The organism is Vogesella sp. AC12 (genome assembly GCF_024437575.1).
Classification (GTDB): Bacteria; Pseudomonadota; Gammaproteobacteria; order Burkholderiales; family Chromobacteriaceae; genus Vogesella; species Vogesella indigofera.
Window position 1 is genome coordinate 1 of record NZ_JANFNU010000017.1, and the last position, 24933, is coordinate 24933.

The 24933-nt window shown below is 66.0% G+C and carries 27 protein-coding genes and 1 tRNA gene; 17 read left to right on the forward strand and 11 right to left on the reverse strand.

Annotated features, from left to right (window positions below; all coding sequences use genetic code 11):
- Positions 1-2 precede the first annotated feature (2 nt).
- From NOM55_RS16825 to murJ, 3 genes are all read right to left on the reverse strand, one after another.
- Positions 3-76: transfer RNA gene (locus tag NOM55_RS16825), tRNA-Arg, on the reverse strand.
- 117 nt (positions 77-193) lie between these two features.
- Positions 194-1036 (reverse strand): NADPH-dependent 7-cyano-7-deazaguanine reductase QueF, encoded by an 843-nt coding sequence (gene queF, locus NOM55_RS16830; protein WP_255909787.1) that lies wholly within the window; start codon positions 1034-1036, stop codon positions 194-196.
- 64 nt (positions 1037-1100) lie between these two features.
- Positions 1101-2636 carry a murein biosynthesis integral membrane protein MurJ gene (gene murJ, locus NOM55_RS16835; protein ID WP_255909789.1) on the reverse strand — a complete coding sequence of 512 codons (1536 nt, stop codon included), beginning with the start codon at positions 2634-2636 and terminating at the stop codon, positions 1101-1103.
- Positions 2637-2764: 128 nt separating this feature from the next.
- Between murJ and rpsT the strand changes: the two genes are divergently transcribed.
- Positions 2765-3031, forward strand: coding sequence for a 30S ribosomal protein S20 (gene rpsT / locus NOM55_RS16840; RefSeq protein WP_047967825.1), 267 nt, complete (start codon positions 2765-2767; stop codon positions 3029-3031).
- Positions 3032-3132: 101 nt separating this feature from the next.
- Positions 3133-4233, forward strand: coding sequence for a phospholipase A (locus NOM55_RS16845; RefSeq protein WP_255909791.1), 1101 nt, complete (start codon positions 3133-3135; stop codon positions 4231-4233).
- Positions 4234-4306: 73 nt separating this feature from the next.
- Here the strand turns inward: NOM55_RS16845 and NOM55_RS16850 are convergent, their stop codons facing one another.
- From NOM55_RS16850 to fabI, 3 genes are read right to left on the reverse strand one after another with little or no spacing between them, the layout of a single operon-like run.
- Positions 4307-5470, reverse strand: coding sequence for an acetate/propionate family kinase (locus NOM55_RS16850; RefSeq protein ID WP_255909793.1), 1164 nt, complete (start codon positions 5468-5470; stop codon positions 4307-4309).
- Between the two features lie 3 nt (positions 5471-5473).
- On the reverse strand, positions 5474-6394 hold the full coding sequence (locus NOM55_RS16855; RefSeq protein WP_255909795.1) for a bifunctional enoyl-CoA hydratase/phosphate acetyltransferase: 921 nt from the start codon (positions 6392-6394) through the stop codon (positions 5474-5476).
- A gap of 11 nt (positions 6395-6405) precedes the next feature.
- Positions 6406-7182 (reverse strand): enoyl-ACP reductase FabI, encoded by a 777-nt coding sequence (gene fabI, locus NOM55_RS16860; RefSeq protein ID WP_255909797.1) that lies wholly within the window; start codon positions 7180-7182, stop codon positions 6406-6408.
- 252 nt (positions 7183-7434) lie between these two features.
- Between fabI and NOM55_RS16865 the strand changes: the two genes are divergently transcribed.
- The 3 genes from NOM55_RS16865 to aspS all read left to right on the forward strand — a co-directional run bounded on the left by NOM55_RS16865 (position 7435) and on the right by aspS (position 10214).
- Positions 7435-7671, forward strand: coding sequence for an FmdB family zinc ribbon protein (locus tag NOM55_RS16865; RefSeq protein WP_047967829.1), 237 nt, complete (start codon positions 7435-7437; stop codon positions 7669-7671).
- Positions 7672-7678: 7 nt separating this feature from the next.
- Complete coding sequence (locus NOM55_RS16870; protein WP_047967830.1) at positions 7679-8314, forward strand: DUF502 domain-containing protein; 636 nt, start codon at positions 7679-7681, stop codon at positions 8312-8314.
- Between the two features lie 97 nt (positions 8315-8411).
- Positions 8412-10214: an aspartate--tRNA ligase gene (gene aspS / locus NOM55_RS16875; protein ID WP_255909799.1), complete on the forward strand. Its 1803-nt coding sequence runs from the start codon at positions 8412-8414 to the stop codon at positions 10212-10214.
- Between the two features lie 90 nt (positions 10215-10304).
- Here the strand turns inward: aspS and NOM55_RS16880 are convergent, their stop codons facing one another.
- Entirely contained in the window at positions 10305-11486 is a 1182-nt protein-coding gene (locus NOM55_RS16880; RefSeq protein WP_255909801.1) for a SpoIIE family protein phosphatase, read from the reverse strand.
- A 286-nt stretch (positions 11487-11772) separates the two neighbouring features.
- Between NOM55_RS16880 and NOM55_RS16885 the strand changes: the two genes are divergently transcribed.
- On the forward strand, positions 11773-12387 hold the full coding sequence (locus NOM55_RS16885; protein WP_047967833.1) for a peroxiredoxin: 615 nt from the start codon (positions 11773-11775) through the stop codon (positions 12385-12387).
- Positions 12388-12457: 70 nt separating this feature from the next.
- On the opposite strand, the gene NOM55_RS16890 is transcribed toward NOM55_RS16885, so the two are convergent.
- Together NOM55_RS16890 and NOM55_RS16895 are read right to left on the reverse strand one after the other, a co-directional pair.
- Positions 12458-13681, reverse strand: coding sequence for an MFS transporter (locus tag NOM55_RS16890; protein WP_255909803.1), 1224 nt, complete (start codon positions 13679-13681; stop codon positions 12458-12460).
- Between the two features lie 136 nt (positions 13682-13817).
- Positions 13818-14420: an arylesterase gene (locus NOM55_RS16895; RefSeq protein WP_255909805.1), complete on the reverse strand. Its 603-nt coding sequence runs from the start codon at positions 14418-14420 to the stop codon at positions 13818-13820.
- Here NOM55_RS16895 and NOM55_RS16900 point away from each other — a divergent pair.
- The 11 genes from NOM55_RS16900 (at position 14419) to NOM55_RS16950 (ending at position 24221) form a co-directional block, all read left to right on the forward strand.
- On the forward strand, positions 14419-15114 hold the full coding sequence (locus NOM55_RS16900) for an ABC transporter ATP-binding protein (RefSeq protein ID WP_120809189.1): 696 nt from the start codon (positions 14419-14421) through the stop codon (positions 15112-15114). The two genes, NOM55_RS16895 and NOM55_RS16900, sit on opposite strands and share 2 nt — an antisense overlap.
- Complete coding sequence (locus NOM55_RS16905) at positions 15111-17588, forward strand: ABC transporter permease (RefSeq protein WP_255909807.1); 2478 nt, start codon at positions 15111-15113, stop codon at positions 17586-17588. The genes NOM55_RS16900 and NOM55_RS16905 overlap by 4 nt, the downstream gene beginning before the upstream one ends.
- 16 nt (positions 17589-17604) lie before the next feature.
- A complete protein-coding gene (locus NOM55_RS16910) occupies positions 17605-18162 on the forward strand; it encodes a DUF2946 family protein (RefSeq protein ID WP_255909809.1) in 558 nt (185 codons plus the stop codon).
- A 120-nt stretch (positions 18163-18282) separates the two neighbouring features.
- Positions 18283-19272, forward strand: a complete 990-nt coding sequence (mltG, locus tag NOM55_RS16915; RefSeq protein ID WP_047967839.1) for an endolytic transglycosylase MltG — start codon at positions 18283-18285, stop codon at positions 19270-19272.
- Positions 19273-19274: 2 nt separating this feature from the next.
- Positions 19275-19901 (forward strand): dTMP kinase, encoded by a 627-nt coding sequence (tmk, locus tag NOM55_RS16920; RefSeq protein ID WP_047967840.1) that lies wholly within the window; start codon positions 19275-19277, stop codon positions 19899-19901.
- Entirely contained in the window at positions 19901-20908 is a 1008-nt protein-coding gene (holB, locus tag NOM55_RS16925; protein ID WP_255909811.1) for a DNA polymerase III subunit delta', read from the forward strand. The genes tmk and holB overlap by 1 nt, the downstream gene beginning before the upstream one ends.
- A gap of 12 nt (positions 20909-20920) precedes the next feature.
- The gene (locus NOM55_RS16930) at positions 20921-21292 is read left to right on the forward strand and encodes a PilZ domain-containing protein (protein ID WP_047967842.1); all 372 of its coding nucleotides are present in this window, start codon (positions 20921-20923) and stop codon (positions 21290-21292) included.
- A gap of 164 nt (positions 21293-21456) precedes the next feature.
- Complete coding sequence (locus NOM55_RS16935; RefSeq protein WP_255909813.1) at positions 21457-22170, forward strand: hypothetical protein; 714 nt, start codon at positions 21457-21459, stop codon at positions 22168-22170.
- Between the two features lie 124 nt (positions 22171-22294).
- The gene (locus NOM55_RS16940; protein ID WP_255909815.1) at positions 22295-23080 is read left to right on the forward strand and encodes a TatD family hydrolase; all 786 of its coding nucleotides are present in this window, start codon (positions 22295-22297) and stop codon (positions 23078-23080) included.
- A gap of 10 nt (positions 23081-23090) precedes the next feature.
- A complete protein-coding gene (locus tag NOM55_RS16945; protein WP_255909817.1) occupies positions 23091-23864 on the forward strand; it encodes an MBL fold metallo-hydrolase in 774 nt (257 codons plus the stop codon).
- A 6-nt stretch (positions 23865-23870) separates the two neighbouring features.
- Positions 23871-24221: a hypothetical protein gene (locus NOM55_RS16950; RefSeq protein ID WP_255909819.1), complete on the forward strand. Its 351-nt coding sequence runs from the start codon at positions 23871-23873 to the stop codon at positions 24219-24221.
- A 22-nt stretch (positions 24222-24243) separates the two neighbouring features.
- Here the strand turns inward: NOM55_RS16950 and NOM55_RS16955 are convergent, their stop codons facing one another.
- Positions 24244-24561 carry a chorismate mutase gene (locus tag NOM55_RS16955; protein ID WP_255909821.1) on the reverse strand — a complete coding sequence of 106 codons (318 nt, stop codon included), beginning with the start codon at positions 24559-24561 and terminating at the stop codon, positions 24244-24246.
- Entirely contained in the window at positions 24558-24872 is a 315-nt protein-coding gene (locus tag NOM55_RS16960; RefSeq protein ID WP_255909823.1) for a chorismate mutase, read from the reverse strand. The genes NOM55_RS16955 and NOM55_RS16960 overlap by 4 nt, the downstream gene beginning before the upstream one ends.
- Positions 24873-24933 lie beyond the last annotated feature (61 nt).

Below are 24933 nucleotides of genomic sequence, written 5' to 3' on the forward strand. Positions count from 1 at the left end.
GGTGCACCCGGAGCGATTCGAACGCCCGACCCTTTGGTTCGTAGCCAAATACTCTATCCAACTGAGCTACGGGTGCACTGTTCTCGTTTGCTGTTGCTTGCGAGAGACGCGAACTATACGGATGCCGCCGCCGCCTGTCAAGCCGGTGGCCGCAATTTCTTTTGCCGGCCGTGCCCGGCACGGCGGCAATGTGTCATTGCCGTGCGGTGCGGGTATTGTCCGGCGTCTCGGCGGCCGGGTCGCTGCTGCGCCACGGGTTGATGTCCAGCCCGCCGCGGCGGGTGTAGCGCGCGTACACCGTCAGCCGGCTCGGCGCGCAGGCGCGCAGCACGTCGACGAAGATGCGCTCCACGCACTGCTCGTGGAATTCGTTGTGCTGGCGGAAGCCGATCAGGTAGCGCAGCAGCGTCTCGCGGTCGATCTGCGGGCCGGTGTAGCTGATCTGCACGCTGCCCCAGTCCGGCTGGCCGGTGACCAGGCAGTTGGATTTCAATAGCTGCGAGGTGAGTACCTCGCTGACCACGTTGGCCGCATCGGCCCTGAGCGCTTCCGGGCACGGCGCGTAGCTGCTGACTTCGATGTCCAGTTCGTCGATACAGTCGCCGGCCAGTTCCACGATCCGCTCGCGGCCGAAGTCGGCGGGGGGGAGCAGGCTGACCTGCACCTTGCCGCCGGCGGTGTTGGACAGATCCAGCTCCAGCTGCGCGGCCACCTGCTGCCAGCTGGCGATGCGGGTCTGGTTGTAGCTGTTGAGGTACAGCTTGAACGACTTGGACTCGATCAGCCGCGGGCTGTCGGCCGGGATGCGGAAGGTGGCGATCGCCACCTGCGGCTTGCCGCGGGCATTGAGCCAGGATACTTCGTAGCCGGTCCACAGGTCGACGCCGGCAAACGGCAGCGCGCCTTCGGCGACGCCGATCTCGTCGCGCTTTTGCTGGCGCGCGATCGGGAACAGCAGGCTGGCGTCGTACTGGTCCTGGTAGTCGACCTTCTTGCCCAGTGGCGAGAATTCGGGGGTGTAGCTCGGGTTCATCATGGTCTTCCTTGGCTTGCGGCCAACCTTGGGGCGGCGATAGCTTGATGTTTAAGGTAGCGAGCCGTCAGCTCTCGCGGCGCATGAACTGGCGCGGGCGCATGCCCACTGCCAGCAGGGTGGCGAAGTAGGCGACGGCACCGGCGATGACCAGCAGCAGCAGCCACGCCGCGCGCTGCCAGGCGTGGCCGTGCCAGTCGATCGGCAAGACCTGCTGCAGTGCCAGCAGCGTGGCGGCCATCATCAGTACCGCCAGCAGCAGCTTGCCGAGGAAGCCGCCCCAGCCGGTTTGCGGCCGGTAGATGCCGTGCCGTTTCAGCTGGTGATAGAGCAGCGCGGCGTTGAGGCAGGCGCCGAGGCCGATCGACAGCGCGAGGCCGGCGTGGCGGAACGGGCCGATGAAGGCCAGGTTCATCAGCTGGGTGGCGGTCAGCGTCACCAGCGCGATCTTGACCGGGGTCTTGATGTTCTGCCGCGCGTAGAAACCGGGCGCCAGCACCTTGACCAGGATCAGTCCCAGCAGGCCGATGGCGTAGGCGATCAGCGCCTGCTGTGTCATCAGCGCATCATGGGCGTTGAACTTGCCGTACATGAACAGGGTGGCGATCAGCGGCTGCGACAGCAGGGCGAGACCGACGGTGGACGGAATCGCCAGCAGCAGCGACAGGCGGATGCCCCAGTCCAGCAGGCGGCTGAACTCCTCGCCGCTGTCGCGCGCCGCATGCTTGGACAGCGACGGCAGCAGGATGGTGCCCAGCGCCACGCCGAGGATGCCGGTGGGGAACTCCATCAGCCGGTCGGCGTAGTACATCCACGACACGCTGCCGGACACCAGGAAGGAGGCAAAGATGGTGTTGATCACCAGCGAGATCTGCGCGATCGACACGCCGAAGATCGCCGGTCCCATCTGCCGCACCACGCGCCACACCGCGGCATCCTTCAGGTCCAGACGCGGCCACGGCAGCATGTCCAGCTTCTTCAGGTGCGGCAGCTGGTACAGCAGTTGCGCGATGCCGCCGATGAACACCGCCCACGCCAGCACCAGCACCGGCGGATCGAAGTAGGGCGTCAGCAGCAGCGAGCACAGGATGAAGGACACGTTCAGCAGCGTCGGCGTGAACGCCGGCACCGAGAAACGGTTCCAGGTATTCAGCACGCTGCTGGCCAGCGACGACAGCGAGATGAACAGGATATAAGGAAAGGTGATGCGCAGCAGCTCGCTGGTCAGCGCCATCTTGTCCGGATCATGGGCAAAGCCGGGCGCCGATATCCAGATGATGGCGGGGGCGGCCAGCATGCCCAGCGCGGTGACGACCAGCAACACCAGGCTCAGGGTGCCGCTGATGTGCGACAGGAAGCGGCGGGTGGCGTCCTCGCCCTGCTGTTCCTTGTATTCCGCCAGCACCGGCACGAAGGCCTGCGAGAAGGCGCCCTCGGCAAAAATGCGGCGCAGCAGATTGGGCAGCTTGAAGGCGACAAAGAAGGCGTCGGTGGCCATGCCGGCTCCGAAAACACGCGCGATGATGGCATCGCGCACGAAGCCGAGCACGCGCGAAACCAGGGTCATGCTGCTGACTTTTGCCAGTGCTTTGAGTAAATTCATGCTTTACCGAACGGGTTGATAACGCTTTTATCGAGGGCCGTAGTTTACGCGGGAGGTATTGTTGTTGCAAAACGTGATCTTAGGCCTTAAAATCTGCCGTTTCAGATTCAGCTCATCAGGAGAATTCCATGGCTAATAGCGCACAAGCTCGCAAGCGTGCACGCCAGGCCCTTAAGCAGCGCGCGCACAACGCAAGCCTGCGTACGGCCTTCCGTACCGCCGTTAAGAAAGTGATCAAAGCAATCGAAGCCGGCGACAAGGCAGTAGCAAACACTGTGTTCCTCGCTTCCGTTAAAGTGATTGATCGTCTGGCTGACAAAGGCGTGTACCACAAGAACAAGGCAGCTCGCCATAAGAGCCGTCTGTCTGCTCACATCAAGGCCATGGCTGCCTGATCCGAGTTTGACGCAAGAATACGCAAAGGCTCCGCAAACGCGGAGCCTTTTGTGTTTCTGCGTGGTCTACCGTGCTTTGTTCCTGAATTGCGGGTGAGTCGATGAAGTTGTTGCCGCCAGTCCTGTTGCTGCTAGCCAGTCAAGTCCATGCCGATGAGGCGCTGTCACCGTTCAAGCACTGCCGCGGCATTCTGGCCGATGCCGAGCGCCTGGCCTGCTTCGACGCGCTGCTGCCGCCAGCACCGTTGCTGCTGCCGTCGGAGCTGTCGGTCGCGCCGGCACCCGCGGACGCGGTGACAACGTTGGCCGCAAACGAATTGCCGCAACTGGCCGCCGCGCCGGTGGTGGACGACGCGGGCACGCCGCCGCTCGCGCCGCGCTTCTCCGCCTCGGGATTGGCCAGGCAGTGGGATCTGGACGAGGACAACAAGCTGGGTACCTTCGTGCTGCGTGCGCACCAGCCGACCTACATCCTGCCGTTGTGGCACCTGTTCTCGCCCAATTCGCAGCCGTCGTCGCCGACGCAGGAATCGGTACGCCTGTTCGGCACCAAGCTCAACAATGTCGAAACCAAGTACCAGCTGTCGTTCAAGAGCAAGCTGTGGCAGAACGTGCTCGGCACGCCGGCCGACCTGTGGTTTGGCTACACCCAGCAGTCGCACTGGCAGATGTACAACAAGGGGCAGTCGTCGCCGTTCCGCGAGACCGACTACGAGCCGGAAGTGATGCTGACCACGCCGCTGCCGGCGCACTGGACGTGGCAGGGCTGGCGCTTGCGCATGGCCGGTGTCGGCGTGGTGCACCAGTCCAACGGTCAGACCGATCCGCTGTCGCGCAGCTGGAACCGGGTCTATGTGATGGCCGGCGCGGAAAAGGGCAACCTCAGCCTGACCGGGCGCTGGTGGTACCGGCTGCCGGAATCCGACGCCGCGGACGACAATCCGGACATTACCCGCTACATGGGGCGCGGCGACGTGCAGGCGGTATACCGCTGGAACGATCACACCCTTGGCGGCCGCGTGCGCTACAACCCGCTGCACGGCAAGGGCGCGCTGCAGCTGGACTGGACCTTCCCGGTGGCGGGGCGGCTGCGCGGCTATGTGCAGGGCTTTTCCGGTTACGGTGAAAGCCTGCTCGACTACAACCACCATTCGCGCGGGGTCGGTATCGGTCTGATGCTAACCGACTGGCTGGCCAACTGAGGCGCAGCGGCAAGACAAAGCGGCGGGGGGGGGGGGGTTCCCCCCCCCCCGCCGCTTTTATCCGGGTGCGGGATTACAGCTGCACGTCGCCGCTGAGCAGCGCGGCAGCCTCGCGGGCCATTTCGCCTTCCTCGTCGGTAGCCATGACATAGGCGTGGCGCGTGCTGTGCGGGGTGGTGATGCGTTGCGAGCGGGCAAGGTTGGCCGCAAGGTCGACCTCGAAGCCGAGCCAGGACAGCTGCTTCAGGATGCGGGCGCGGATCTCCGGCGAGCGCTCGCCGATGCCGGCGGTGAACACCACCGCGTCCAGCCCCTTCATCGCGGTGGCCAGCGACGCCACTTCGCGCGCGGCACGGTAGCAGAACAGCTCGATCGCCTCCTTCGCCGCCGGCTCCTTGCTGGCCAGCAGCTCGCGCATGTCGGCGGACAGGCCGGACACGCCGAGCAGGCCGCTGTGCTTGTACAGCTCCTGCCGCACCTGGGCGATGTCCATGCCTTCGTGTTCCAGCCAGTACAGCACCACTTCCGGATCGAGGTTGCCGGGACGGGTGCCCATCATCAGGCCGTCGACCGCGGAAAAACCCATGCTGGAGGCGATGCTGCGGCCGTCGTGGATGGCGCAGGCACTGGCGCCGCTGCCGAGATGGCAGACCACCACGCGCTGGCTGGCCAGCGCCATGTCGCCCAGCCGTCGCGCGATGGAGGCGTAGGACAGGCCGTGGAAGCCGTAGCGGCGGATGCCCTGTTCGTGCCAGTGGCGGGCGATGCCGAAGCGGGTGGCGACCTCGGGTTGGCCGCAATGGAAGGCGGTGTCGAAGCAGGCGATCTGGGTCAGCTTGCTGTCCAGTCGCGCAAAGGCACTCATCACGCCCAGGCTGGCCGGCTGGTGCAGCGGTGCCAGCGGAATCAGCTCCGCCAGGTGGTCGACCACTTCCGGGGTCAGCACCACCGGGCTGGTGTAGCGGTCGCCGCCATGCACCACGCGGTGCGCCACCGCCACCGCTTCCAGTCCCTTGTCGGCGAGGACGTTGAGCACCGCCGCCACCGCTTCGTCACGGCCGCTGCCGGCCAGCGTCACCCGAGTCTGGCGGCCGCCGTAGTCCAGCTCCAGGCTGGCGCCGGCGGCACCGAAACGGTCGACGAGGCCGCGTGCCAGCAGTTGCACGCCGTCCGGCTGGTAGGCGCGGAATTTCAGCGTGGCGGAGCCGGCATTGATGGCGATGAGAGCCTTGCCCATTACTTATCCTTTTTTGTAGGCGGCAAAGACGTTGGCCACCGCCGCCGAGGCCAGCCGTCCGGCCGCATCATCGGCACGGCTGGTCAGCACGATCGGCACCCGGGCGCCCATCACGATGCCGGCACTGGCGGCGGCTGCCAGATAGGTCAGCTGCTTGGCCAGCATATTGCCTGATTCCAGGTCAGGCACCAACAGGATGTCCGGCTCGCCGGCCACCGACGACTCGATGCCCTTGGTGTCGGCCGCCGCGTGCGAGATGGCGTTGTCGAAGGCCAGCGGGCCGTCGAGCAGCGCGCCGCGGATCTGGCCGCGGTCGGCCATCTTGCACAGCGCCGCCGCGTCCAGCGTGGCGCGCATCGCCGGATTGATGGTTTCCACCGCCGCCAGGATCGCCACCTTCGGCTGAGCCACGCCGAGGGCGTGGGTCAGGTCGATGGCGTTCTGGCAGATGTCGCGCTTGGTCATCAGGTCCGGCTCGATGTTGATGGCGGCGTCGGTGATGAACAGGTAGCGCGGGTAGCTCTCCACCTTCATCACGAACACGTGGCTGATGCGGCGGTCGGTGCGGATGCCCTTGGTGCGGTCCAGCACCGCGCTCATGAACTCGTCGGTGTGCAGGCTGCCCTTCATCAGGCTGTCGGCACGGCCGTCGCGCACCAGCGCCACCGCGCGCTCGGCGGCAGCGTGGCTGTGCTCGGCGTCGATCACCTCGAAGCGGGCGAGGTCGATGTCCATGCCGGCGGCCAGCTTGAGCAGCTTGGCGCGCGGGGCGATCAGGATCGGGGTGGCGATGCCGTGGTCGGCGGCCTCAACCGCGCCCAGCAGCGCTTCCGGGCTGCAGGGGTGGGCTACCGCCATCGGCTGCGGGCCGTTGGCGGTGGCCTGGCTGATGATGTCGCTAAAGGCGTGTGCGTCGCGGATCATGATGTCAGTCCTCAGGCCATGATGTTGAAGCCACCATCGACATAGGTGACCTCGCCGGTCAGCGCGCGGGCGGCGTCGGAGGCGAGGAAGGCGCAGGTGTTGCCGACGTCCTCGATGTCCACCAGCCGGTTTTGCGGCGCGCGGGCGATGGCGTCGTCGATCAGCTGGTCGAAGTGGGCGATGCCGCTGGCGGCGCGGGTTTTCAGCGGCCCTGGCGAGATGGTGTGCACGCGGATGCCTTTCGGGCCCAGCTCGTGCGCCATGTAGCGGGTGGTGCTTTCCAGCGCCGCCTTCACCGGCCCCATGATGTTGTAGTTCTCGACCACCTTGTCGGCGCCGTGATAGCTCATGGTGATCAGCGCGCCGCCGTTCTTCATCAGCGGCTCGGCCAGGCGCGCCATCTCGATGAAGGAGTAGCACGAGACGCGCATCGCCTGCAGGAAGCCGTCGCGCGAGCAGTCGGTGACGCGGCCGTGCAGGTCGTCCATCGGGCAGAAGGCGATGGAGTGCACCACGAAGTCGATCTGGCCCCAGGTTTCGCCGATCGCGGCGAACACCTGTTCCAGCTGGCCGTCGACCTGCACATCCAGCGGCAGGATCAGCGGTGCGGCCAAGCCTTCGGCCAGCGGGCGCACGAATTTTTCCGCCTTCTCGTTGAGGTAGGTGATGGCGACTTCGGCGCCCTGTTCCCGCATGATCTTGGCGCAACCGTAGGCGATGCTGTGTTCGTTGGCGATACCGACAATCAGACCGCGTTTGCCGGCGAGGGGCAGGTGGGATGGGCTCATGCTGATCAACTCCAGTAGGTAAGTAAGGATGACGCTGCCGGCAAAGCATCGCGCGGACGTGTTGCAATGCAATGAAGCGAGCGTTTTCTATTGTTCTATCAGTCGGATATAATCATCCGTTTACTTGGCGGGCTACTTGATCGCCAACGCTTGTGACCCCATTATCATGCAGGGTTTTATTGCAGCAAGCTTTGATGCACTGCAATATCCAATCGCATTATGTCATCGTCTTTGTTTGTGGAGTGCTAAAACATGCCGATTTACGAATACCGTTGTGATGCCTGTGGCGTGCAGAACGAACATCTGCAGAAGATGAGCGATGCGGCGCTGACCGATTGCCCGTCCTGCGGCAGCCAGAGTTACAACAAGGTACTGACTGCGGCCGGCTTCCAGCTCAAGGGCAGCGGCTGGTACGTTACCGATTTCAAGAACAGTGGCAGCGGTCCGGCTTGCGGTAGCGGCGGTTGCGGAAGTGGCGGATGTGCCTGAGATACCGATGAAACATATCAAAATGACGTTGCGCGGCTACCTGATCGCCGGTTTGCTGATCTGGCTGCCGATCGCCATCACGCTGTGGGTGCTGAACCTGATCATCGGCACCCTGGACCAGACCGTGAACGTGCTGCCGCAGGGCTGGCGTCCGGAAAGCCTGTTCGGCTTCGACATTCCCGGCCTCGGCGTGGTGCTGGCGTTCGCGGTGTTGCTGGGTACCGGCTTCATGGCGGCCAACGTGCTCGGCCAGCGCCTGCTCGACCTGTGGGAGCTGGTGCTGACGCGCACACCGGTGGTGAAAACCATCTACAACAGCGTGAAACAGGTCAGCGACACCCTGCTGTCCGACTCCGGCCAGGCCTTCCGCAAGGCGCTGCTGGTGCGCTTCCCGCACCAGAACGCGTGGACCATCGCCTTCCAGACCGGTGCCCCTTCCGGCGAGGTGAAGCAGCAGCTGGGCGAGGATGACTTCATCAGCGTTTACGTGCCGACCACGCCGAACCCGACCTCCGGCTACTTCATCATCGTGCCGAAGCAGGACACGCGCGAACTGGACATGTCGGTGGACGCGGCACTGAAATACGTCATTTCCATGGGCGTTGTCGCGCCCAGTGCCCCCGATAGTGAAAAACGCAAGTAAAATGCGTTATTGAATGAACTCCGCAGAGGCCGGTCGTCCCGCCTCTGCCTTTGTTTTTATTAAAAGAATCTTCGAATTTAAGGCTAAAGGCTTCTGCATGAGAACCGACTACTGCGGCTTGATTGATAAAAAATTCCTCGGCCAGACCGTTACGGTCAAGGGCTGGGCCCATCGTCGTCGTGACCACGGCGGCGTGATCTTCATCGACCTGCGCGACCGTGAAGGCCTGGTACAGGTGGTGATCGATCCGGACACCCCGGAAGCATTCCAGACCGCCGACAGCACCCGTAACGAATTCGTGCTGGCGATCACCGGTATCGTGCGCGAGCGCCCGGCCGGCACCGCCAACAGCAAGATGATCTCCGGCGAGATCGAGATCCTGGCGAAAAACATCGAGATCCTGAACGCCGCGGCCACGCCGCCGTTCCAGATCGACGACGAGAACCTGTCCGAGAACGTGCGTCTGACCAACCGCGTGATCGACCTGCGCCGTCCGGCGATGCAGAAGAACCTGCGCCTGCGCTACCGCGTGGCGATGGGCGTGCGCAACCACCTGGACAAGCAGGGTTTCATCGACATCGAAACGCCGATGCTGACCCGTTCCACCCCGGAAGGCGCCCGCGACTACCTGGTGCCGTCGCGCGTGCATCCGGGCGAATTCTTCGCGCTGCCGCAGTCGCCGCAGCTGTTCAAGCAGCTGTTGATGGTGGCCGGCTTCGACCGCTACTACCAGATCACCAAGTGCTTCCGTGACGAAGACCTGCGTGCCGACCGCCAGCCGGAATTCACCCAGATCGATATCGAGACCTCGTTCCTGAACGAGGACGAGATCATGGACATCACCGAAACCATGGCGCAGGAAATCTTCCGCGACGTGATGGGGGTGGAGCTGGGCAAGTTCCCGCGCATGGCCTACAACGACGCGATGTTCTACTACGGCTCCGACAAGCCGGATCTGCGCGTGTCGCTCAAGTTCACCGAACTGACCGATCTGATGAAGACCGAGGAGTTCAAGGTGTTCCGTGGCGCCGCCGACATGGCCAATGGCCGTGTGGTCGCGTTGCGCGTACCGGGCGGTGCCGCACTGTCGCGCAAGGACATCGACGACTACACCCAGTTCGTCGGCATCTACGGCGCCAAGGGTCTGGCCTACATCAAGGTCAACGACAAGAGCAAGATCACCAATGACGAAAGCAGCGGCCTGCAGTCGCCGATCGTCAAGTTCCTATCGGTGAACGCGCTGAACGAAATCATGACGCGTACCGGTGCCGACAACGGCGACATCATCTTCTTCGGCGCCGACAAGGCCAAGGTGGTGAACGAGGCCATCGGCGCGTTGCGCATCAAGATCGGCCACGAGCGTGGCGAAGCCGGCGGCTATTTCGTCAAGGAATGGCGCCCGCTGTGGGTGGTGGACTTCCCGATGTTCGAACACGACGAAGACGCCGACCGCTGGACCGCCTGCCACCATCCTTTCACCAGCCCGAAACCGGGCCACGAAGACCTGATGGACACCGATCCGGGTGCCTGCATCGCGCGTGCCTACGACATGGTGCTCAACGGCTGGGAAATCGGTGGCGGTTCGGTGCGTATCCATCGCGCCGACATCCAGGAAAAGGTGTTCGCCGCGCTGAAGATCAGCCCGGAAGAGCAGCAGAACAAGTTCGGCTTCCTGCTCGACAACCTGAAGTTCGGCGCGCCGCCACACGGTGGCCTGGCCTTCGGTCTGGACCGTCTGGTGACGCTGATGTGCGGTGCCGAGTCGATCCGCGACGTGATCGCGTTCCCGAAAACGCAGCGTGCGCAGTGCCTGCTGACCAGCGCGCCGAATGCGGTGGACGAGAAGCAGCTGAAGGAACTGAACCTGCGCCTGCGTCAGAAGGCCGAGCCGACCGCCTAAGGTTGGCCGCAAGGCAGCAACAGCAAACGGGAGCCGCGGCTCCCGTTTTTTCATGCGCCGCGCGCTTGCTTAGGCCTGCGGCGGGGGCGGCTAGTTTGCCTCGTCGGGCGGTAGTGCCGGCTGCTGCTGGCAGCCGATCACCACCAGCGAGGCGTCGTCCAGGTGCGGCTGCTGCTGCAGGTGCTGCTGCAACGCGGCGGCGATCCGCGTCGCGGTGTCGTGTCCCTGTGCCGCGCGGGCGGCCTGCAGCACGCCGTCCTCGCCAAACTGCTGCTGCGCCGCGTTGCGCGCCTCGGTGACGCCGTCGGAGCAGACGATGATCTCGCCGTCATGCTGCCAGTGGTACTGCTCTTGCTGCTGCTCGAACGCCTCCGGTGGCAGCGTGCCCAGCGGCGGATGAGCGGAGCGGAAGGTCTTTTCCAGTTCGCCGTGCCGGTTGAGGAAGCTGCAGCAGGGAATGCCGCCGTTCCACACCGTGATGCGCCGGCTGCGGTAATCGATGGCGAGCAGCGCGGCGGCGACGAAGTGGCCGGTGGGCAGGGTCTGGTACAGCTTGCGGTTGATCGACTCGGCGATCTGGCCGATGCCGAAGCCACTCCGAGTCATTGCGTGAAAACTGTCGATCGCCGGCAGGCAGCAGATGGCCGCCACCAGCCCGTGGCCGGTGCTGTCGGCCAGCATCACGTGGTCGGCGCCGGACGGCGAGCGCGCGATGCAGATCACGTCGCCGCTGAGGTGTACCGCCGACTTCAGCCAGCTGTGGATATTGTGCTGCTGCGCATTGGCGGCGGTGTTGAAGCTTTCCAGCACGTGCTGCGCCAGGCTGTGTTCCTGCTGGGTGGTGGCGTAGTACTGCTCCAGCTGGCGGTTGCTGTCGCCCAGGCGCGCCTGCATGTCGATGATGCGCAGCAGGCTGCTGATCTTGGCCGACAGCAGCGGCAGGTTGACCGGCTTGGTCAGGTAGTCGTCGCCGCCGGCCTCCAGCCCGTGCAGGTAGTCGGCTTCTTCGTTCATCGCCGACAGGAACACGATCGGGATCCAGTGCCCGGCCAGTTGCCGGCGGATGTGGCGGGTGGCGCTGAAGCCGTCCATCACCGGCATCAGGATGTCCATCAGGATCATGTCCGGCATGCTGGTGGCGCAATATTCGACCGCCTCCTGCCCGTTGCTGGCGGTCACCGGCAGGTGTCCCAGCTGGCGGATGAAGCGGGCCAGCATGGTGCGATGCAGGCTGACATCGTCTACCGCCAGTATGGTCAGCTGTTTGCTCATGGTCATCCCGCAGCGGGTGGTTGAAAGGGAGCGGGGCGCCAACGGCCGCCCCTGTCGTATTTTAATCCAGATTGCGGCCAACGTTATCTGCTTCGCATGGCCGGCCACCCCATGGCGCGTGGCGGCCGGGGATGAGGGGACACTGTGGCGTGGTGATTGCCCGCCTTAATGGCGGCAATTTGGATATTCAATTGGCAGCTGGCGCCACCGCTGATTTATAAACGTGCCAGTTTGCGGAATCACCGTCCGCAGGATTCACACATAACCGAACTCCAAGGAGAATCACATGGCCGTACTTGTAGGCAAACAGGCACCGTTCTTTGCAGGCGAAAAAACCTTCTCCGCCGTTCTGGGCGATGGTCAGATTGTTGACAACTATTCCTTCCAGCAGGCGACTGAAGGCAAATACGCCGTGGTGTTCTTCTACCCGCTGGACTTCACCTTCGTGTGCCCGTCCGAGCTGATCGCGTTTGATCACCGCCTGGCCGAGTTCAAGTCCCGCAACGTGGAAGTGATCGGCGTGTCCATCGACAGCCAGTTCTCCCACGCCGCATGGCGCAACACCCCGGTGGAAAAAGGCGGTATCGGCCAGGTGGGTTACACCCTGGTAGCCGACATCCAGCACGAGCTGTGCAAGGCCTTCGACGTGGAAGCCGACGGTGGCGTGGCCTTCCGTGGCTCCTTCCTGATCGACAAGTCCGGCGTGGTACAGCACCAGGTGGTCAACAACCTGCCGCTGGGCCGCGACGTGGACGAGATGCTGCGCATGGTTGACGCGCTGCAGTTCACCGAAGAACACGGTGAAGTGTGCCCGGCCGGCTGGAACAAGGGCAAGAAAGGCATGAAGCCGTCCGCCGAAGGCGTGGCTTCCTACCTGGCCGAGAACGCCGCCGCGCTGTAATCAGCGTCTGCCCGCGCCAGCCCTAAGGTTGGCCGCAGTCAGCACCCTGCATCCGCGATGCAGGGTTTTTTTATGGCGCCGGCGCCAGCATCTGGCGCAGCGCACCGGCCTGCAGCAGCACGGTCAGCAGCGCCACCCCGGCGCACAGCCACCACAGCAGCGCACCGCCGAACTGGCCGTAGGCCCAGGTGCCGATCGCCGGCGCGTACAGCGTGCGCCCGCTCCACGCCGCGGCGTAGACGCCGAGGTAGCGGCCGCGCTGACGCCCCTCCGAGCGCTGCATCACGATCACCGACCAGGTCGGCGACAGCAGCAGTTCGCCGATGGTCAGCACCAGCATCGCCAGCAGCGCCCAGCCGGCGGCGACGCCGGCATTGAGCAGCAGGAAGCTCATGCCGATGCACAGCACGCCGAGGTGCGAACAGCGCTGCAGCCCCCAGCGTCCGACACGGTGGGCAATGCTGACCTGCAGCGCCACCACCATCAGCCCGTTGAGGGTGAACAGGTAGCCGATCCACTCCGGCCCTAGCCGGTAGTGTTCGCGCAGGAACATGCCCAGCGTGCCGTACATCTGGTCGAATACCGCCAGAATCAACAGCTGCCCGGCGATGAAGCGCAAAAAGGCGCGGTCCTGCCACGGCGAGCCGTCCTGCTCCACCAGGTTGGCCGCAGGCGCTTGCGCCCGGCCCGGCTGCGGCGGCTGGCGGCGATAGGCGGCCACCAGCCACAGGCAGGCCAGCAGGCTGGCACAGCCCTGCGCCACGAACACCCACTGGTAGCCGTACACTGCCAGCAGGCCGCCGGTGATGCCGGCCAGCGAGGTGCCGAGGTTGAACGCCACCCGGTACAGCCCTTGCGCGGTGGCGCGTTGCGCCGGTGCGCACGGCTCCAGCACCAGCCGCATATTGCCGGGGCGGAAGCCGCCGTCGGCGATGCCGGTCAGCAGCAACAGCGGCACGAAGCCCCACACCGGCAGCGGCAGCGCCAGCGACATGGTCAGCAGCCCGCTGGCCAGCAGCAGCGCCGCACACAGCTTGCGGGTATCGAGGCGGTCGCTGAGGGCGCCGCCGCCGTAGGCGCCCAGCACGCAGCCCAGACCGTAGCAGCCCATCAGCAGGCCGATGCTGCCGTAGGGCAGCCGGTAGCGCTCCAGAAAATAGAGCGGCAGGAACAGCTTGGCGATGCCGCCCATGGTGTTGATCATGGTGGCGACGATCTGGATGTAGACGCCGGCCGGCAGGCCGCGGAACGGGGTGACCAGGCGCTGGGCGAGCGTGGCGGCAAGAGCGGGCATGGGGAATCCTTGTGGGAAAGCGGCAGCGGGCGGACAGCCGGATGGGCCGCCGCAGTCACAAGGTTAACCTTTATGTCATGAAGTGTGGCAAAAGCCTGAGAAACGTTGCGTTCACCACAAAAAACAGTGATTTCTGCTATTTTCTGGCGATTAGCGGCGTCAGCGCCGGCAGCACGTTGCGCACCATGCGCGGTTGCGCCTGCGCGACCGGATGGATGCCGTCGCCCTGGAACAGCGCCAGATCCTGCTCGAAACCGGCCACCAGCAGCGGCACCAGCGGCACTTTGTGCTGGCGTGCCACTTTGTCATACACCTGCCGGAACTTGGCGCCGTAATCGGGGCCATAATTGGGGGGCAGCGCCATGCCGACCAGCAGCACCCGCGCGCCGGCGCGCTGGGCCAGGCGGACCATGGCGGACAGGTTCTCCTGCATCGCCGGCAGCGGCAGGCCGCGCAGGCCGTCGTTGCCGCCCAGCTCCAGAATCAGCACCTCCGGGCGCTGTTGCCGCAGTACCGCCGGCAGCCGCGCCAGGCCGCCGGCGGTGGTCTCGCCGGACAGGCTGCTGTTGATGACCTGATGCGTGCTGCCCAGTTGTTGTTGCAGCAGCCTGACCCAGCCCTGTTCCGGGCGCAGGCCATAGGCGGCGGACAGGCTGTCGCCGAACACCACGATACGCGCGGCGTGTGCCATGTGCGGCGCCAGCAGCAAGACAACCAGCAGAAAGCAGCGATAAAGCATGAATCCCTCTCCAGAAAATAACGTGATCCTGCGCGCCGAAGCGCTGGCGCGCCAGGTCGACTACCACGGCCAGACGCTGACCATCTTGCACCAAGCCAGCTTCAGTGTCGCCGCCGGCGAGAGCGTCGCCATCGTCGGCGCCTCCGGCAGCGGCAAATCCACGCTGCTTGCCATTCTGGCAGGGCTGGACCCGGCAAGTTCCGGCGAGGTGTGGCTGGACGGCCAGGCGCTGTCGGCGCTGGACGAGGACCAGCGCGCGTTGCTGCGCCGCGACAAGGTCGGCTTCGTGTTCCAGAACTTCCAGCTGATGCCGCAATTCACCGCGCTGGAAAACGTGATGCTGCCGCTGGAGCTGGCCGGGCGCGGCGATGCCCGCGCCGCAGCCAGCGCCATGCTGCAGCGTGTCGGCCTCGGCCACCGTCTCGATCACTACCCGCGCCACCTGTCCGGCGGCGAGCAGCAGCGGGTGGCGCTGGCGCGCGCCTTCGTGGTGCGGCCAACCTTGCTGTTTGCCGACGAGCCGACCGGCAACCTCGATCCGGCCACCGGGCGGCAGGTGATCGAGCTGCTTTTCCAGCTTAACGCCGAGGCCGGCACCGCGCTGGTGCTGGTCACCCACGACACCGCGCTGGCGTCGCGCTGTGCCGCGGTCTACCGCCTCAACGACGGCCGCCTGCAGCGGGAGGCGACATGAGCCGGCTGTCGCTGCAGATGGGCTGGCGCCTGTTGCGGCGCGAGCTGCGTGCCGGCGAGCTGACGGTGCTGCTGCTGGCGCTGCTGGTGGCGGTGACGGCGATGAGCAGCGTCGCCTTCTTTTCCGACCGCATCGAGCAGGCGCTGACGCGGCAGGCCAGCCAGCTGCTGGCCGCCGATCTGGTGTCCAACGGCAACCGGCCGCCGCCGGACGCGTGGCGGCAGCAGGCGGCGCAGCGCGGCCTGCAGCAGGCGGAGGCGGCCACCTTCCCGTCGATGGTGTTCGCCCGCGAGCAGGCGGTGCTGGCGACGCTGAAGGCGGTCACCGCCGGCTATCCGCTGCGCGGCGAGGTGCAGCTGCGCACGCAACAGGGTTTGCAAGAAGGGCGGCTGGCGCCGGCGCAGGGCGAGCTGTGGGCCGATTCGCGGCTGCTGCAGAAGCTGGGCCTGCGTCTGGGCGACAGCGTGCGCCTCGGCAACGTCAGCCTGCGCCTGAGCGCGGAAGTGCTGCGCGAGCCGGACGGGGCGATGGACCTGTACAACTTCATCCCGCGCGTGCTGTTCAACCACGCCGATCTGGCCGCCACCGGCCTGGTGCAGGACGGCAGCCGCGTGCGCTACCGGCTGATGGTGGCCGGCGATGCCGCCAGCGTGGCCGGCTACCGCCAGTGGCTGGCGCCGCAGCTGGACCGCCGCACGCGGCTGGAGGATGTCGAGGAGGCGCGGCCGGAGGTGAAATCGGCGCTGGAGCGGGCGCGGCGCTTCCTCGGCCTGACCGCGCTGCTGTCGGTGCTGCTGTCGGCGGCGGCGGTGGCGCTGGCGGTGCGCCGCTACCTGGCGCGGCACTGGCAGAGCGTGGCGGTGATGCGCGCGCTGGGGCAGACCGGTAGCGAGGTGGCGCTGGTGTGGGGCAGCCTGTTCCTGTGGCTGGCGCTGGTGGCCGGCGTGCTCGGCACCGTCGCCGGCTATGGCGTGCAGGCCGGCTTGCTGCTGCTGGCGCAGCAGTGGCTGGGCGCGGGGCTGCCGGCGCCGGCGCTAACCGCCTGGCTGAGCGGGCCGCTGTCGGCGCTGATCCTGCTCGCCGGTTTTGCGCTGCCGCCGCTGTTGGCGCTGCGCCGTATTCCGGCGGTGGCGGTGTTGCGTGCCGACATGCCGACCTCCAGCCGTTCGCTGCTGGCGCCGCTGCTGGCCATTGTCGCGCTGCTCGGGCTGGCGGCGTGGCAGGTCGGCGACAGCACGCTGGCGCTGTGGCTGCTGGGCGGGCTGGTCGGCTTCCTGCTGGCGGTCGGCCTGCTGGCCTGGGGCGTGGTGCGCCTGCTGCGCCGCGTGCCGCTGTCCGGTGCCGTCGGCTGGCGCCACGGTGCGGCCAACCTGGCGCGGCGGCCGTGGCTGGCGGTGATCCAGATCGCGGCGCTGTCGGTGAGCCTGATGGCGCTGCTGACGCTGACCGTGGTGCGCGACGACCTGATCGGCGCCTGGCAGAAGTCGCTGCCGGCCGATGCGCCGGATTCGTTCCTGATCAATCTGCAGGCGCCGCAGCAGGCGACGCTGGACGCGCTGTTCGCCAAGGTTGGCCGCAGCGCACCGCAGGCGGCACCGATGACGCGGGCGCGGCTGTTGATGATCAACGAGCGCGCGGTGAAGGGCAGCGACTACGAGGACGAACGTGCGCAGCGGCTGGCCGAGCGCGAGTTCAACCTGTCGTGGCGCGCCGCGCCGCCGCCGGGCAACGGCTTTGCCGCCGGCAAGTGGTGGCCGGCGGACAGTACGCAGCCGGCGTTCTCGGTGGAACAGGGGCTGGCCGAGACGCTGGGCATCCGCATGGGCGACGTGCTGGTGTTCGACATCGCCGGCACCCGCTGGCAGGCGCCGGTGACCAGCCTGCGCAAGGTGGCGTGGGACAGCTTCCAGCCCAATTTCTTCGTGATCGCGCCGGCGGGCTGGATGGGCGGCGAGAGCGCCAGCTACATCACCAGCTACCGCGCGCCGGACAAGGACTTCAACAACCGGCTGGTGGCGGCGCTGCCCAATGTCACCGTGATCGACATCAGCGTCATCGTGCGCGAGGTGAAGGCGGTGATCGGGCGCCTGGCGCTGGCGGTGGAAACCATGTTCAGCCTGGCGCTGGCCGCCGGGGTGCTGGTGCTGTGGGCGGCGCTGGCCGCTACCCGCGACGAGCGGCAGTTCGATGTCGCGCTGTTGCGTGCGCTGGGGGCCTCGCGGCAGCAGGTTCGCGCGGTGATCCTCGCCGAGCTGGCGTGGCTGGGTGGCCTGACCGGGCTGTTGGCCGGCATTGGCGCGATGGCGATCGGCAGCCTGGTGGCGGTGCAGCTGTTCAACCTGCCGCTGGCGCCGAACCTGTGGCTGCCGCTGCTGGGCGCGCTGTGCGGCGGCGCGGTGGTCGGCCTTGCCGGCTGGCCGCTGCTGCGTAAAATCACGCGCACCCCGCCCACCGACATACTGCGCAACAGCTGAGACAGGAGCGAACGACATGGATGCAATGGTATTGGCGTCACTCGCCAAGTGGCCGAACGTGCCGGCGGTGTTCGGCTGGCTGCGGCTGGATGCGCGCGGCCAGTGGTGGCTGCGCGAGGAGCGACTGAACCAGGCCGCGATCGTGGATTTCTTCCGCCGCAACTACGCGCGCGACGGCGACGGCCGCTACTACGTGCAGAACGGCCCGCAAAAGGTCTACGTCGCGCTCGATGCCGCGCCCTATGTGGTGCGGCGCGGTGAGGCTGGCTGGCAGTGGCTGCCGGACATCGACCCCGGCACGCCGCGGCTGGCGCTGCTGGACGAGGGCGGGCGGCTGTTTGTTGAGGCCGGCGGCGAGCTGGCGGTGGTGGACGACCGCGAGCTGCTGGCGCTGAGCGAGGTGATGTTGCGCAGCGCCGACGGCCTGCCGCCGACGGCGGCGGACTGGACGGCGTGGCAACAGGGTACGCTGGCGCTGCAGTTGTGCCTGGTCGAAGGCAGCCTGCCGCTGCGGCCGCTGGCCGCCGCCGACGTGTCGCGGCGCTACGGTGTGGTGCTGTCGCCGCAGCCCTGAACGGCGCGCCGCTTTGGCGCGGAAGGCGGCCGGCGTGCGTGGTATCATCGCGCGTCCGGCGCCAGCGCGCCTTTTCACCCGGCGCCAGCGCCTCTTTTTACCTGAGTTGATGAAGTCCGTATGCACCGATTGATAGGCCGTATCCTTGCCGCGTTCGCGCTGCTGTTTGCCCTGTGGCTGGCCTGGGTGGTTGCCGTGCCGGTGACCCCGCCCGGCTCGCCCTACACCGTCAGCGTCGCCCCCAACCGCACCATGGGCCAGCTGGCACGCACGCTGGAAGAGGATGGCGCCATCCGCAACCGCTGGGTGATGGTGGCGATCTCGCGCATGATGGGCAGCGACCGCAAGCTGAAGGCCGGGCTGTACCAGTTCTCCGGCGCCACCGCGCTGTGGCAGTACCTGTCGCGCTTCAACGACGGCCATCCGGACCAGGCCAGCGTCACCATCATCGAGGGCTGGACCTTCCGCCAGTTCCGCGCGGCGCTGCGTGAAGAGGAAGACCTGCGCCAGGACAGCGCCGGCTGGAGCGAGCAGCGGCTGCTGGCCGAGCTGGGCATGAGCGAGGGCAGTGTCGAAGGCCTGTTCTTCCCCAGCACCTATTACTACCTGCCCGGCAGCAGCGACGTGGAACTGCTGCGCCGTGCCAACCAGACGCTGATGCAGCAGCTGCAGACGGTGTGGGAATCGCGCGCCGCCGACCTGCCGTACCAGACGCCGTACCAGCTGCTGATCATGGCCAGCCTGATCGAGAAGGAAACCGCGCGCGAGGAAGACCGCAGCATGGTGGCCAGCGTGTTCGTCAACCGCCTGCGCATCGGCATGCGGCTGCAGACCGATCCGGCGGTGATCTACGGCATGGGCGAGCGCTACCGCGGCCGCATCGGCAAGGACGCGCTGCGTCGCGACACGCCGTACAACACCTATACCCGCGCCGGGCTGACACCGACGCCGATTGCGCTGGTCAGTCGCGCGGCACTAGACGCCGCCGCGCACCCGGCGCCCAGCCGTGCGCTGTACTTCGTATCGCGCGGTGACGGCACCACCCAATTCTCCGAAACACTGGACGAGCACAACGCCGCCGTCCGCCAATACATCCTGAAGAAAGGTTGATGATGTCCAGAGCGCGCTTCATTACGCTGGAGGGACTCGACGGTGCCGGCAAGACCACGCATTTGACCTTCATCCGCAACTGGCTGGCTGCGGCCAACGTTGACACCGTGTTCACCCGCGAGCCGGGCGGCACGCCGCTGGGCGAAAAGCTGCGCGAGCTGCTGCTCGACGTCGACACCGAAGCCACGCTGGATACCGAGACGCTGCTGATGTTCGCCAGCCGCCAGGAGCTGCTGTCGTCGGTGATCCGCCCGGCGCTGGCCATGGGGCGCTGGGTAGTCAGCGACCGCTTTACCGACGCCACCTTCGCCTATCAGGGCGGTGGCCGCGGCGTGCCGGCCAAGCGCATCGCGCAGCTGGAAGAGTGGGTGCAGCAGGGCTTGCAGCCGGACCTGACCATCCTGCTCGACGTGCCGCTGCAGGTGTCACAGCAGCGGCTGAGCCAGACGCGGCTGCCGGACCGTTTCGAGCGTGAGCGCGAGGACTTCCACCAGCGCGTGCGCGACAGCTACCTCGCCCGCGCCGCCGCCTATCCGCAACGCTTCTTCGTGGTCGACGCCACCGGCGACATCGCCGACATCCAGCAGCAGCTGGCCGGCCGTCTCGCCATGCTGAAAGCGCAAGCCTGATGCGTTACCCGTGGCAAGCCAGCGACTGGCAAAGGTTGGCCGCCAACTTCGAGCGGCTGCCCAATGCCTGGCTGCTCAGCGGCCCGGCCGGCATCGGCAAGCGCGAATTCGCGCAGGAAGTGGCGCGCTCGCTGCTGTGCGAGGCGCCGCAGGCCGATCACCACGCCTGTGGCCAGTGCCAGGCCTGCCACTGGTTTGCCGCCGGCAACCATCCCGACCTGCGCGTGCTGACACCGCACGGCGACGACGAGGAAGCGGAAGACGGCAAGGAGGCCAAGGCGCCGAAACGCAAGCTGCCGGTGATCAAGATCGACGGCGTGCGCAACGTGATCGAATTCGCCCACCTCAGCGCCCACCGTGGCGGACGGCGGGTGGTGATCGTGGAACCGGCGGAAGCGCTGAACCCGGCCGCCGCCAACGCACTGCTGAAAGTGCTGGAAGAGCCGCCGGCCGAGGTGGTGTTCCTGCTGGTGTCTGATGCGCCGCAGCGGCTGCTGCCGACCATCAAGAGCCGCTGTCGCCAGTTTCCGCTCAGTCTGCCGTCGGCGGCAGAGGCGCTGGCGTGGGTGAACGAACAGGGCGTCGAGGACGCCGAGGCCGAGCTGGCGTTTCACGGCGGCATGCCGCTGTTCGAGCACGACGCGGCGGAGGCGGCGCTGCGCAAGCAGTTCGTGTCCGGGCTGACCGAGTGCAGCATGGGCAGCGTGCTTAGCCTCGCCGACGCCATCGACAAGCAGAAGGTGGCGCTGGAGCTGCCGCTGCGCTGGCTGGGAAAATGGCTGCACGACCTGGCCGCGTTGCGGCTGGGCGGCGCGGTGCGCTACTTCCCGGCACAGCAGGCGGCGATGCAGCGCCTGCTGCCACGGCTGAATATCCATGCTTTAATGGATTGCCAGCGCGAACTGACCGCACTGGTGCCGTACGGCCAGCACACCCTGGTGACAAGGCTGCAACTGGAAGCCCTGTTGATGAACTACCTGAAAGCCTTTGCCGGCAAGCCTACATGACACAGGACCAGCATGGATAACGCAGTCGAGATCAAGCCCGACGCCAGCCGCCCCGGCGTGCTGTCGCTGTCGATCAAGGAACGCAGCGCGCTGTACGCGGCCTACATGCCCTTCCTGCGTAACGGCGGCATCTTCGTGCCGACCAACCGCGACTACAATCTCGGCGACGAGGTGTTCCTGCTGCTGACGCTGCTGGACGACACCCAGAAGCTGGCAATCCCCGGCAAGGTGGCGTGGCTCACCCCCGCCGGCGCCAACAACAACCGCAACCAGGGCATCGGCATTGAATTCGCCGCCGACGAAACCTGCAAGCAGGCGCGGCTGAAGATCGAGAGCCTGCTCGGCGGCGCGCTGAACTCGACGCGGCCGACGCATACCATGTAATTTTCCCTTGCGATTTATGCTTTTGGTTTAAATTGTTTTGTTTTTCCCCTTTTTGAAATAATATTCATTTTGGTTTTTCTGTGGCAAGGCAATGGCAACAGAAAAACAGGCTGAATATTGATCATGTGGGATGAGCCGGTGCACAACACCGGAAAGGGGGAAAAATGAAACGCTTCATTGGCGCGCTGGCGCTGTTGGCATTGATGGGAGGCGCACAGGCAACGGAAGTCCGTGTCGACTTCGGCTTTTTTGACTCGGCCAAGGAGCAAGGGGACAAGTTCGTGCAAGCCCTGCCGAAAGGTACCGAGCTGAGCCGCTTGACACTGGGCAGCAAGCCGCTTGAGCTGGGCAGCTCCTGGCAGGTGCTGCATAGCGGCTATTATCTGGATACGGTTGACGAAGTCGGCTCGCCGATTTCCGGGCGGGGTGTAGCTACCGGTTATCTTTATCTCGGCAAATTCAATGCCGAGCGCCTGAATGAGTTCATGCGGCTTGACCTCAGCCTTTACCGCCGTGTCCGTACCGAGTATCTGAACAATATTCTGCCGGTGTGCCAGAAAAGCGAAGACTATGTCTATCAGGACATTCTCGAAGCCAGAAATCAGCGCATGTCTTGTCTCGCGGTACGGGTAGGCAGCCCGGCACTGGAGACGAAGCGGTCCGATATCTACAGCGCTGTCGAAAATGCCTATGGCGATATGCTGTTCCAGGCGGATAGCCAAGGCAGCACAAAACTGTACATTACCGAACTGTATGAAACGAAGAGCAGTAACCTGTTCCGCTTGTATCGGGTCATGCCGGCGGAAGGCAGGGCGCTGCCGCAACTGAGCGATGAGCTGGTCAGGATGCGTAGCAATCTCCAGAACGACTTTTTCTGAGCAGTAGATATGGAGAGCTGCCCGCGGTGAGCAGGCAAGTTCACAAGCAGTGGGCAATCTTCTACAATTTCTGCTGTCAATCTGTTGCGGCCAACGTTGGCCGCAATTTTTTTGGAAGCCCATCATGCTGGTCGATTCGCACTGCCATATCAATTTCCCCGACCTTGCCGCGCGCATGCCGGAAGTGCTGGCCAATATGGCCGCCAACGGCGTGAGCCACGCGATGGTGATCGGCGTCAGCCGGCCGAAGTACCCTGAGGTGCTGGCGCTGGCCGAGGCGCACGCCAACCTGTTCGCCACCGTCGGCATCCACCCGGATGACCCGGAGGCGGAGGAATTCAGCGAGGACGAGCTGGTGGCGCACGCGGCGCACCCGAAGGTGGTCGGTATCGGCGAGACCGGCCTCGACTACCACTGGTGCCAGGGCGATCTGGCGTGGCAGCACGAGCGCTTCGCGGTGCATATCCGCGCCGCGCGCCGCACCGGCCTGCCGCTGGTGATCCACACTCGTTCTTCCGCCGCCGATACCGTGCGCATGATGCGTGAGCACGGCGCCGATCAGGCCGGTGGCGTGATGCACTGCTTCACTGAAGACTGGGACACTGCCCGTGCCGCGCTGGATCTGGGCTTCTACATCTCGCTGTCCGGCATCGTCACCTTCAAGAACGCGGCGGTGGTAAAGGAGGTGGCGCAGAAGGTGCCGCTGGAGCGCTTGCTGGTGGAAACCGACTCGCCGTACCTGGCGCCGGTGCCGTTTCGCGGCAAGACCAACGAGCCGGCCTTCGTCAAGCACGTGGCGGCGCATATCGCCGAGCTGCGCGGCCTGTCGTTCGAGGCGGTGGCGGCGGCAACCTCCGACAATTTCTTCCGCCTGTTCGCCAAGGCGCAGCGCGTCGCGGGACAGGGTTGAGGCGATGACGATGAGCAAGCTGCAGTGGACAGTCCTCGGTTGCGGCTCCAGCAGCGGCACGCCGGCCATCGGTTGCGGCTGCCCTACCTGCAGCTCGACGGATACGCGCAACCGGCGCACCCGTTGCTCCGCCTACGTGCGCATCGGCGACGCCGGCGTGCTGATCGACACCGGGCCCGACCTGCGCCAGCAGGCGCTGCGCGAGGGCATCAGCCGCGTCGACGCGGTGCTGTACACCCACCCGCATGCCGATCACCTCAACGGCATCGACGACCTGCGCGCCTTTTGCTACGTGAAAAAGGGGCCGATCACGCTGTACGGCAATGCGTTCACCCTCGACAACATCCGCCGCCGCTTCGATTACGCGCTGGCGCCGCCATCGCCGGTGTGGGACAAGCCGGTGCTGCACACCGAGCTGGTGACGGCGCCGTTGACCATCAACGGCGTGACGGTGACGCCGATCCCGCTACAGCACGGCGGCTGGCCGTGTCTGGGCTGGCGCATCGGCGATGTGGCGTGGCTGACCGATGTGTCCGACATTCCCGAATCCAGCCTGCCGCTGCTGGCCGGGCTGGACACGCTATTCCTCGACTGCCTGCGGCCGGAGCCGTACCCTTCGCACCTGCATCTGGCGGCGTCGCTGGAGTGGGCACAAAGGTTGGCCGCAAGGCAGACCTTCCTGATCCACATGACGCACCAGCTGGAATATCACGCGCTGTCGGCGCAGTGTCCGCCGGGGGTGGCGGTGGCGTACGATGGCCTGCAACTGACTTTTAAGAGCTGACAAACAATGAGCATGCTGATTCTGGGGCTGGTCGCGCTGATCGGTCTGGTATTTTCCGTGGCCGTGGTGGTGTTCTACCTCGGCTGCCTGGGCGCGACGATGGCGGCCTTCAACCACGGCCGCATCGTGTGGGGTTCGCTGACCTTCTTCCTGCCGCCGCTGTCCTTCCTGTTCGCACTGCGGCACCGCGCCGAGGCGGACTGGTCGTTCGGCTTCATCTGGAAGGGCGGGCTGGTGGTGCTGCTGATCGTCGGCGGCGTCTGGCTCGGCATGCAGCTGTTGCCGGAGCACGCGGCGCAGGGCGCCAGCGCGATGGGCAAGCTGCTGCCGCTACCGGCCGGCCCGGTCGCACAGTAAGTCCGCGCCGCTGGCCGGCCGCTCAGTCACTGGCTGGCTGCTGCGCCTGCCATGCCGCCAGTTCCTCGGCGATGAAGTAGTTCACCAGCTCGCGGTACAGCCGCTCGATGACGTCGGCGGACAGTTGCTGTTGCTCGGCCCACACGCGGCGTTGCGCCAGCATGCTGTCGAAGCGCGCCTTGGCGCGCACGGCGTCGGCGCTGTGCTTGAACGCGGTGGCGGCCTTGACGTAGCGAAAGCGCTCGCCCAGCAGCGCGATCACCTGCTGGTCGATGCGGTCGATCTCGCTGCGGATTTCCGCCATGTCGCGGCACTGCGCCGGCAAGCGTGGCGCGCTCATGCGGCGTTACCGTCCGGCAGCGCCGCCAGCAGTGCCGCGCGCTCGCGTTCGCTGAAGTGGCCGATCATCTCGCGGTAGATCTTCGCGGTCAGCGCGGCATCGGCACCCAGCTCGCCGGCAAGGCGGGTGACGCGGCGCATCACCTGGTCGCGGCGCTTGCCGTCTTCCGCACCGTCGCCGGGCTGTTTGAAATCGGCCGCCTGCTGCACGTACAGGCCGCGTTCGGCGATCAGGCTGACGATGGCGCGATCCAGAGTGTCGATCTGGTCGCGGACTTCCTGCAAGTTACGGCACTGGTAAACCCATTCCATGATGTCTCTCCCGCGCTGGTGATGACCGGTCGCCTGCTGGCTGCAGGCGCCGCTTAGGGGT

What these genes read in the sequence shown, in the direction of transcription:
- NOM55_RS16895 (WP_255909805.1), bottom strand. Translation starts at nt 14,420, where the DNA reads ATGCTTTATCGCTGCTTTCTGCTGGTTGTCTTGCTGCTGGCGCCGCAC.
- NOM55_RS16960 (WP_255909823.1), bottom strand. Translation starts at nt 24,872, where the DNA reads ATGGAATGGGTTTACCAGTGCCGTAACTTGCAGGAAGTCCGCGACCAG.
- holB (WP_255909811.1), top strand. Translation starts at nt 19,901, where the DNA reads ATGCGTTACCCGTGGCAAGCCAGCGACTGGCAAAGGTTGGCCGCCAAC.
- NOM55_RS16900 (WP_120809189.1), top strand. Translation starts at nt 14,419, where the DNA reads ATGAATCCCTCTCCAGAAAATAACGTGATCCTGCGCGCCGAAGCGCTG.
- NOM55_RS16870 (WP_047967830.1), top strand. Translation starts at nt 7,679, where the DNA reads ATGAAACATATCAAAATGACGTTGCGCGGCTACCTGATCGCCGGTTTG.
- NOM55_RS16850 (WP_255909793.1), bottom strand. Translation starts at nt 5,470, where the DNA reads ATGGGCAAGGCTCTCATCGCCATCAATGCCGGCTCCGCCACGCTGAAA.
- queF (WP_255909787.1), bottom strand. Translation starts at nt 1,036, where the DNA reads ATGATGAACCCGAGCTACACCCCCGAATTCTCGCCACTGGGCAAGAAG.
- NOM55_RS16845 (WP_255909791.1), top strand. Translation starts at nt 3,133, where the DNA reads ATGAAGTTGTTGCCGCCAGTCCTGTTGCTGCTAGCCAGTCAAGTCCAT.
- tmk (WP_047967840.1), top strand. Translation starts at nt 19,275, where the DNA reads ATGTCCAGAGCGCGCTTCATTACGCTGGAGGGACTCGACGGTGCCGGC.
- fabI (WP_255909797.1), bottom strand. Translation starts at nt 7,182, where the DNA reads ATGAGCCCATCCCACCTGCCCCTCGCCGGCAAACGCGGTCTGATTGTC.
- NOM55_RS16910 (WP_255909809.1), top strand. Translation starts at nt 17,605, where the DNA reads ATGGATGCAATGGTATTGGCGTCACTCGCCAAGTGGCCGAACGTGCCG.
- NOM55_RS16855 (WP_255909795.1), bottom strand. Translation starts at nt 6,394, where the DNA reads ATGATCCGCGACGCACACGCCTTTAGCGACATCATCAGCCAGGCCACC.
- rpsT (WP_047967825.1), top strand. Translation starts at nt 2,765, where the DNA reads ATGGCTAATAGCGCACAAGCTCGCAAGCGTGCACGCCAGGCCCTTAAG.
- NOM55_RS16955 (WP_255909821.1), bottom strand. Translation starts at nt 24,561, where the DNA reads ATGAGCGCGCCACGCTTGCCGGCGCAGTGCCGCGACATGGCGGAAATC.
- NOM55_RS16950 (WP_255909819.1), top strand. Translation starts at nt 23,871, where the DNA reads ATGAGCATGCTGATTCTGGGGCTGGTCGCGCTGATCGGTCTGGTATTT.
- murJ (WP_255909789.1), bottom strand. Translation starts at nt 2,636, where the DNA reads ATGAATTTACTCAAAGCACTGGCAAAAGTCAGCAGCATGACCCTGGTT.
- NOM55_RS16865 (WP_047967829.1), top strand. Translation starts at nt 7,435, where the DNA reads ATGCCGATTTACGAATACCGTTGTGATGCCTGTGGCGTGCAGAACGAA.
- NOM55_RS16930 (WP_047967842.1), top strand. Translation starts at nt 20,921, where the DNA reads ATGGATAACGCAGTCGAGATCAAGCCCGACGCCAGCCGCCCCGGCGTG.
- NOM55_RS16935 (WP_255909813.1), top strand. Translation starts at nt 21,457, where the DNA reads ATGAAACGCTTCATTGGCGCGCTGGCGCTGTTGGCATTGATGGGAGGC.
- NOM55_RS16885 (WP_047967833.1), top strand. Translation starts at nt 11,773, where the DNA reads ATGGCCGTACTTGTAGGCAAACAGGCACCGTTCTTTGCAGGCGAAAAA.
- aspS (WP_255909799.1), top strand. Translation starts at nt 8,412, where the DNA reads ATGAGAACCGACTACTGCGGCTTGATTGATAAAAAATTCCTCGGCCAG.
- NOM55_RS16890 (WP_255909803.1), bottom strand. Translation starts at nt 13,681, where the DNA reads ATGCCCGCTCTTGCCGCCACGCTCGCCCAGCGCCTGGTCACCCCGTTC.
- NOM55_RS16945 (WP_255909817.1), top strand. Translation starts at nt 23,091, where the DNA reads ATGAGCAAGCTGCAGTGGACAGTCCTCGGTTGCGGCTCCAGCAGCGGC.
- NOM55_RS16905 (WP_255909807.1), top strand. Translation starts at nt 15,111, where the DNA reads ATGAGCCGGCTGTCGCTGCAGATGGGCTGGCGCCTGTTGCGGCGCGAG.
- NOM55_RS16940 (WP_255909815.1), top strand. Translation starts at nt 22,295, where the DNA reads ATGCTGGTCGATTCGCACTGCCATATCAATTTCCCCGACCTTGCCGCG.
- mltG (WP_047967839.1), top strand. Translation starts at nt 18,283, where the DNA reads ATGCACCGATTGATAGGCCGTATCCTTGCCGCGTTCGCGCTGCTGTTT.
- NOM55_RS16880 (WP_255909801.1), bottom strand. Translation starts at nt 11,486, where the DNA reads ATGAGCAAACAGCTGACCATACTGGCGGTAGACGATGTCAGCCTGCAT.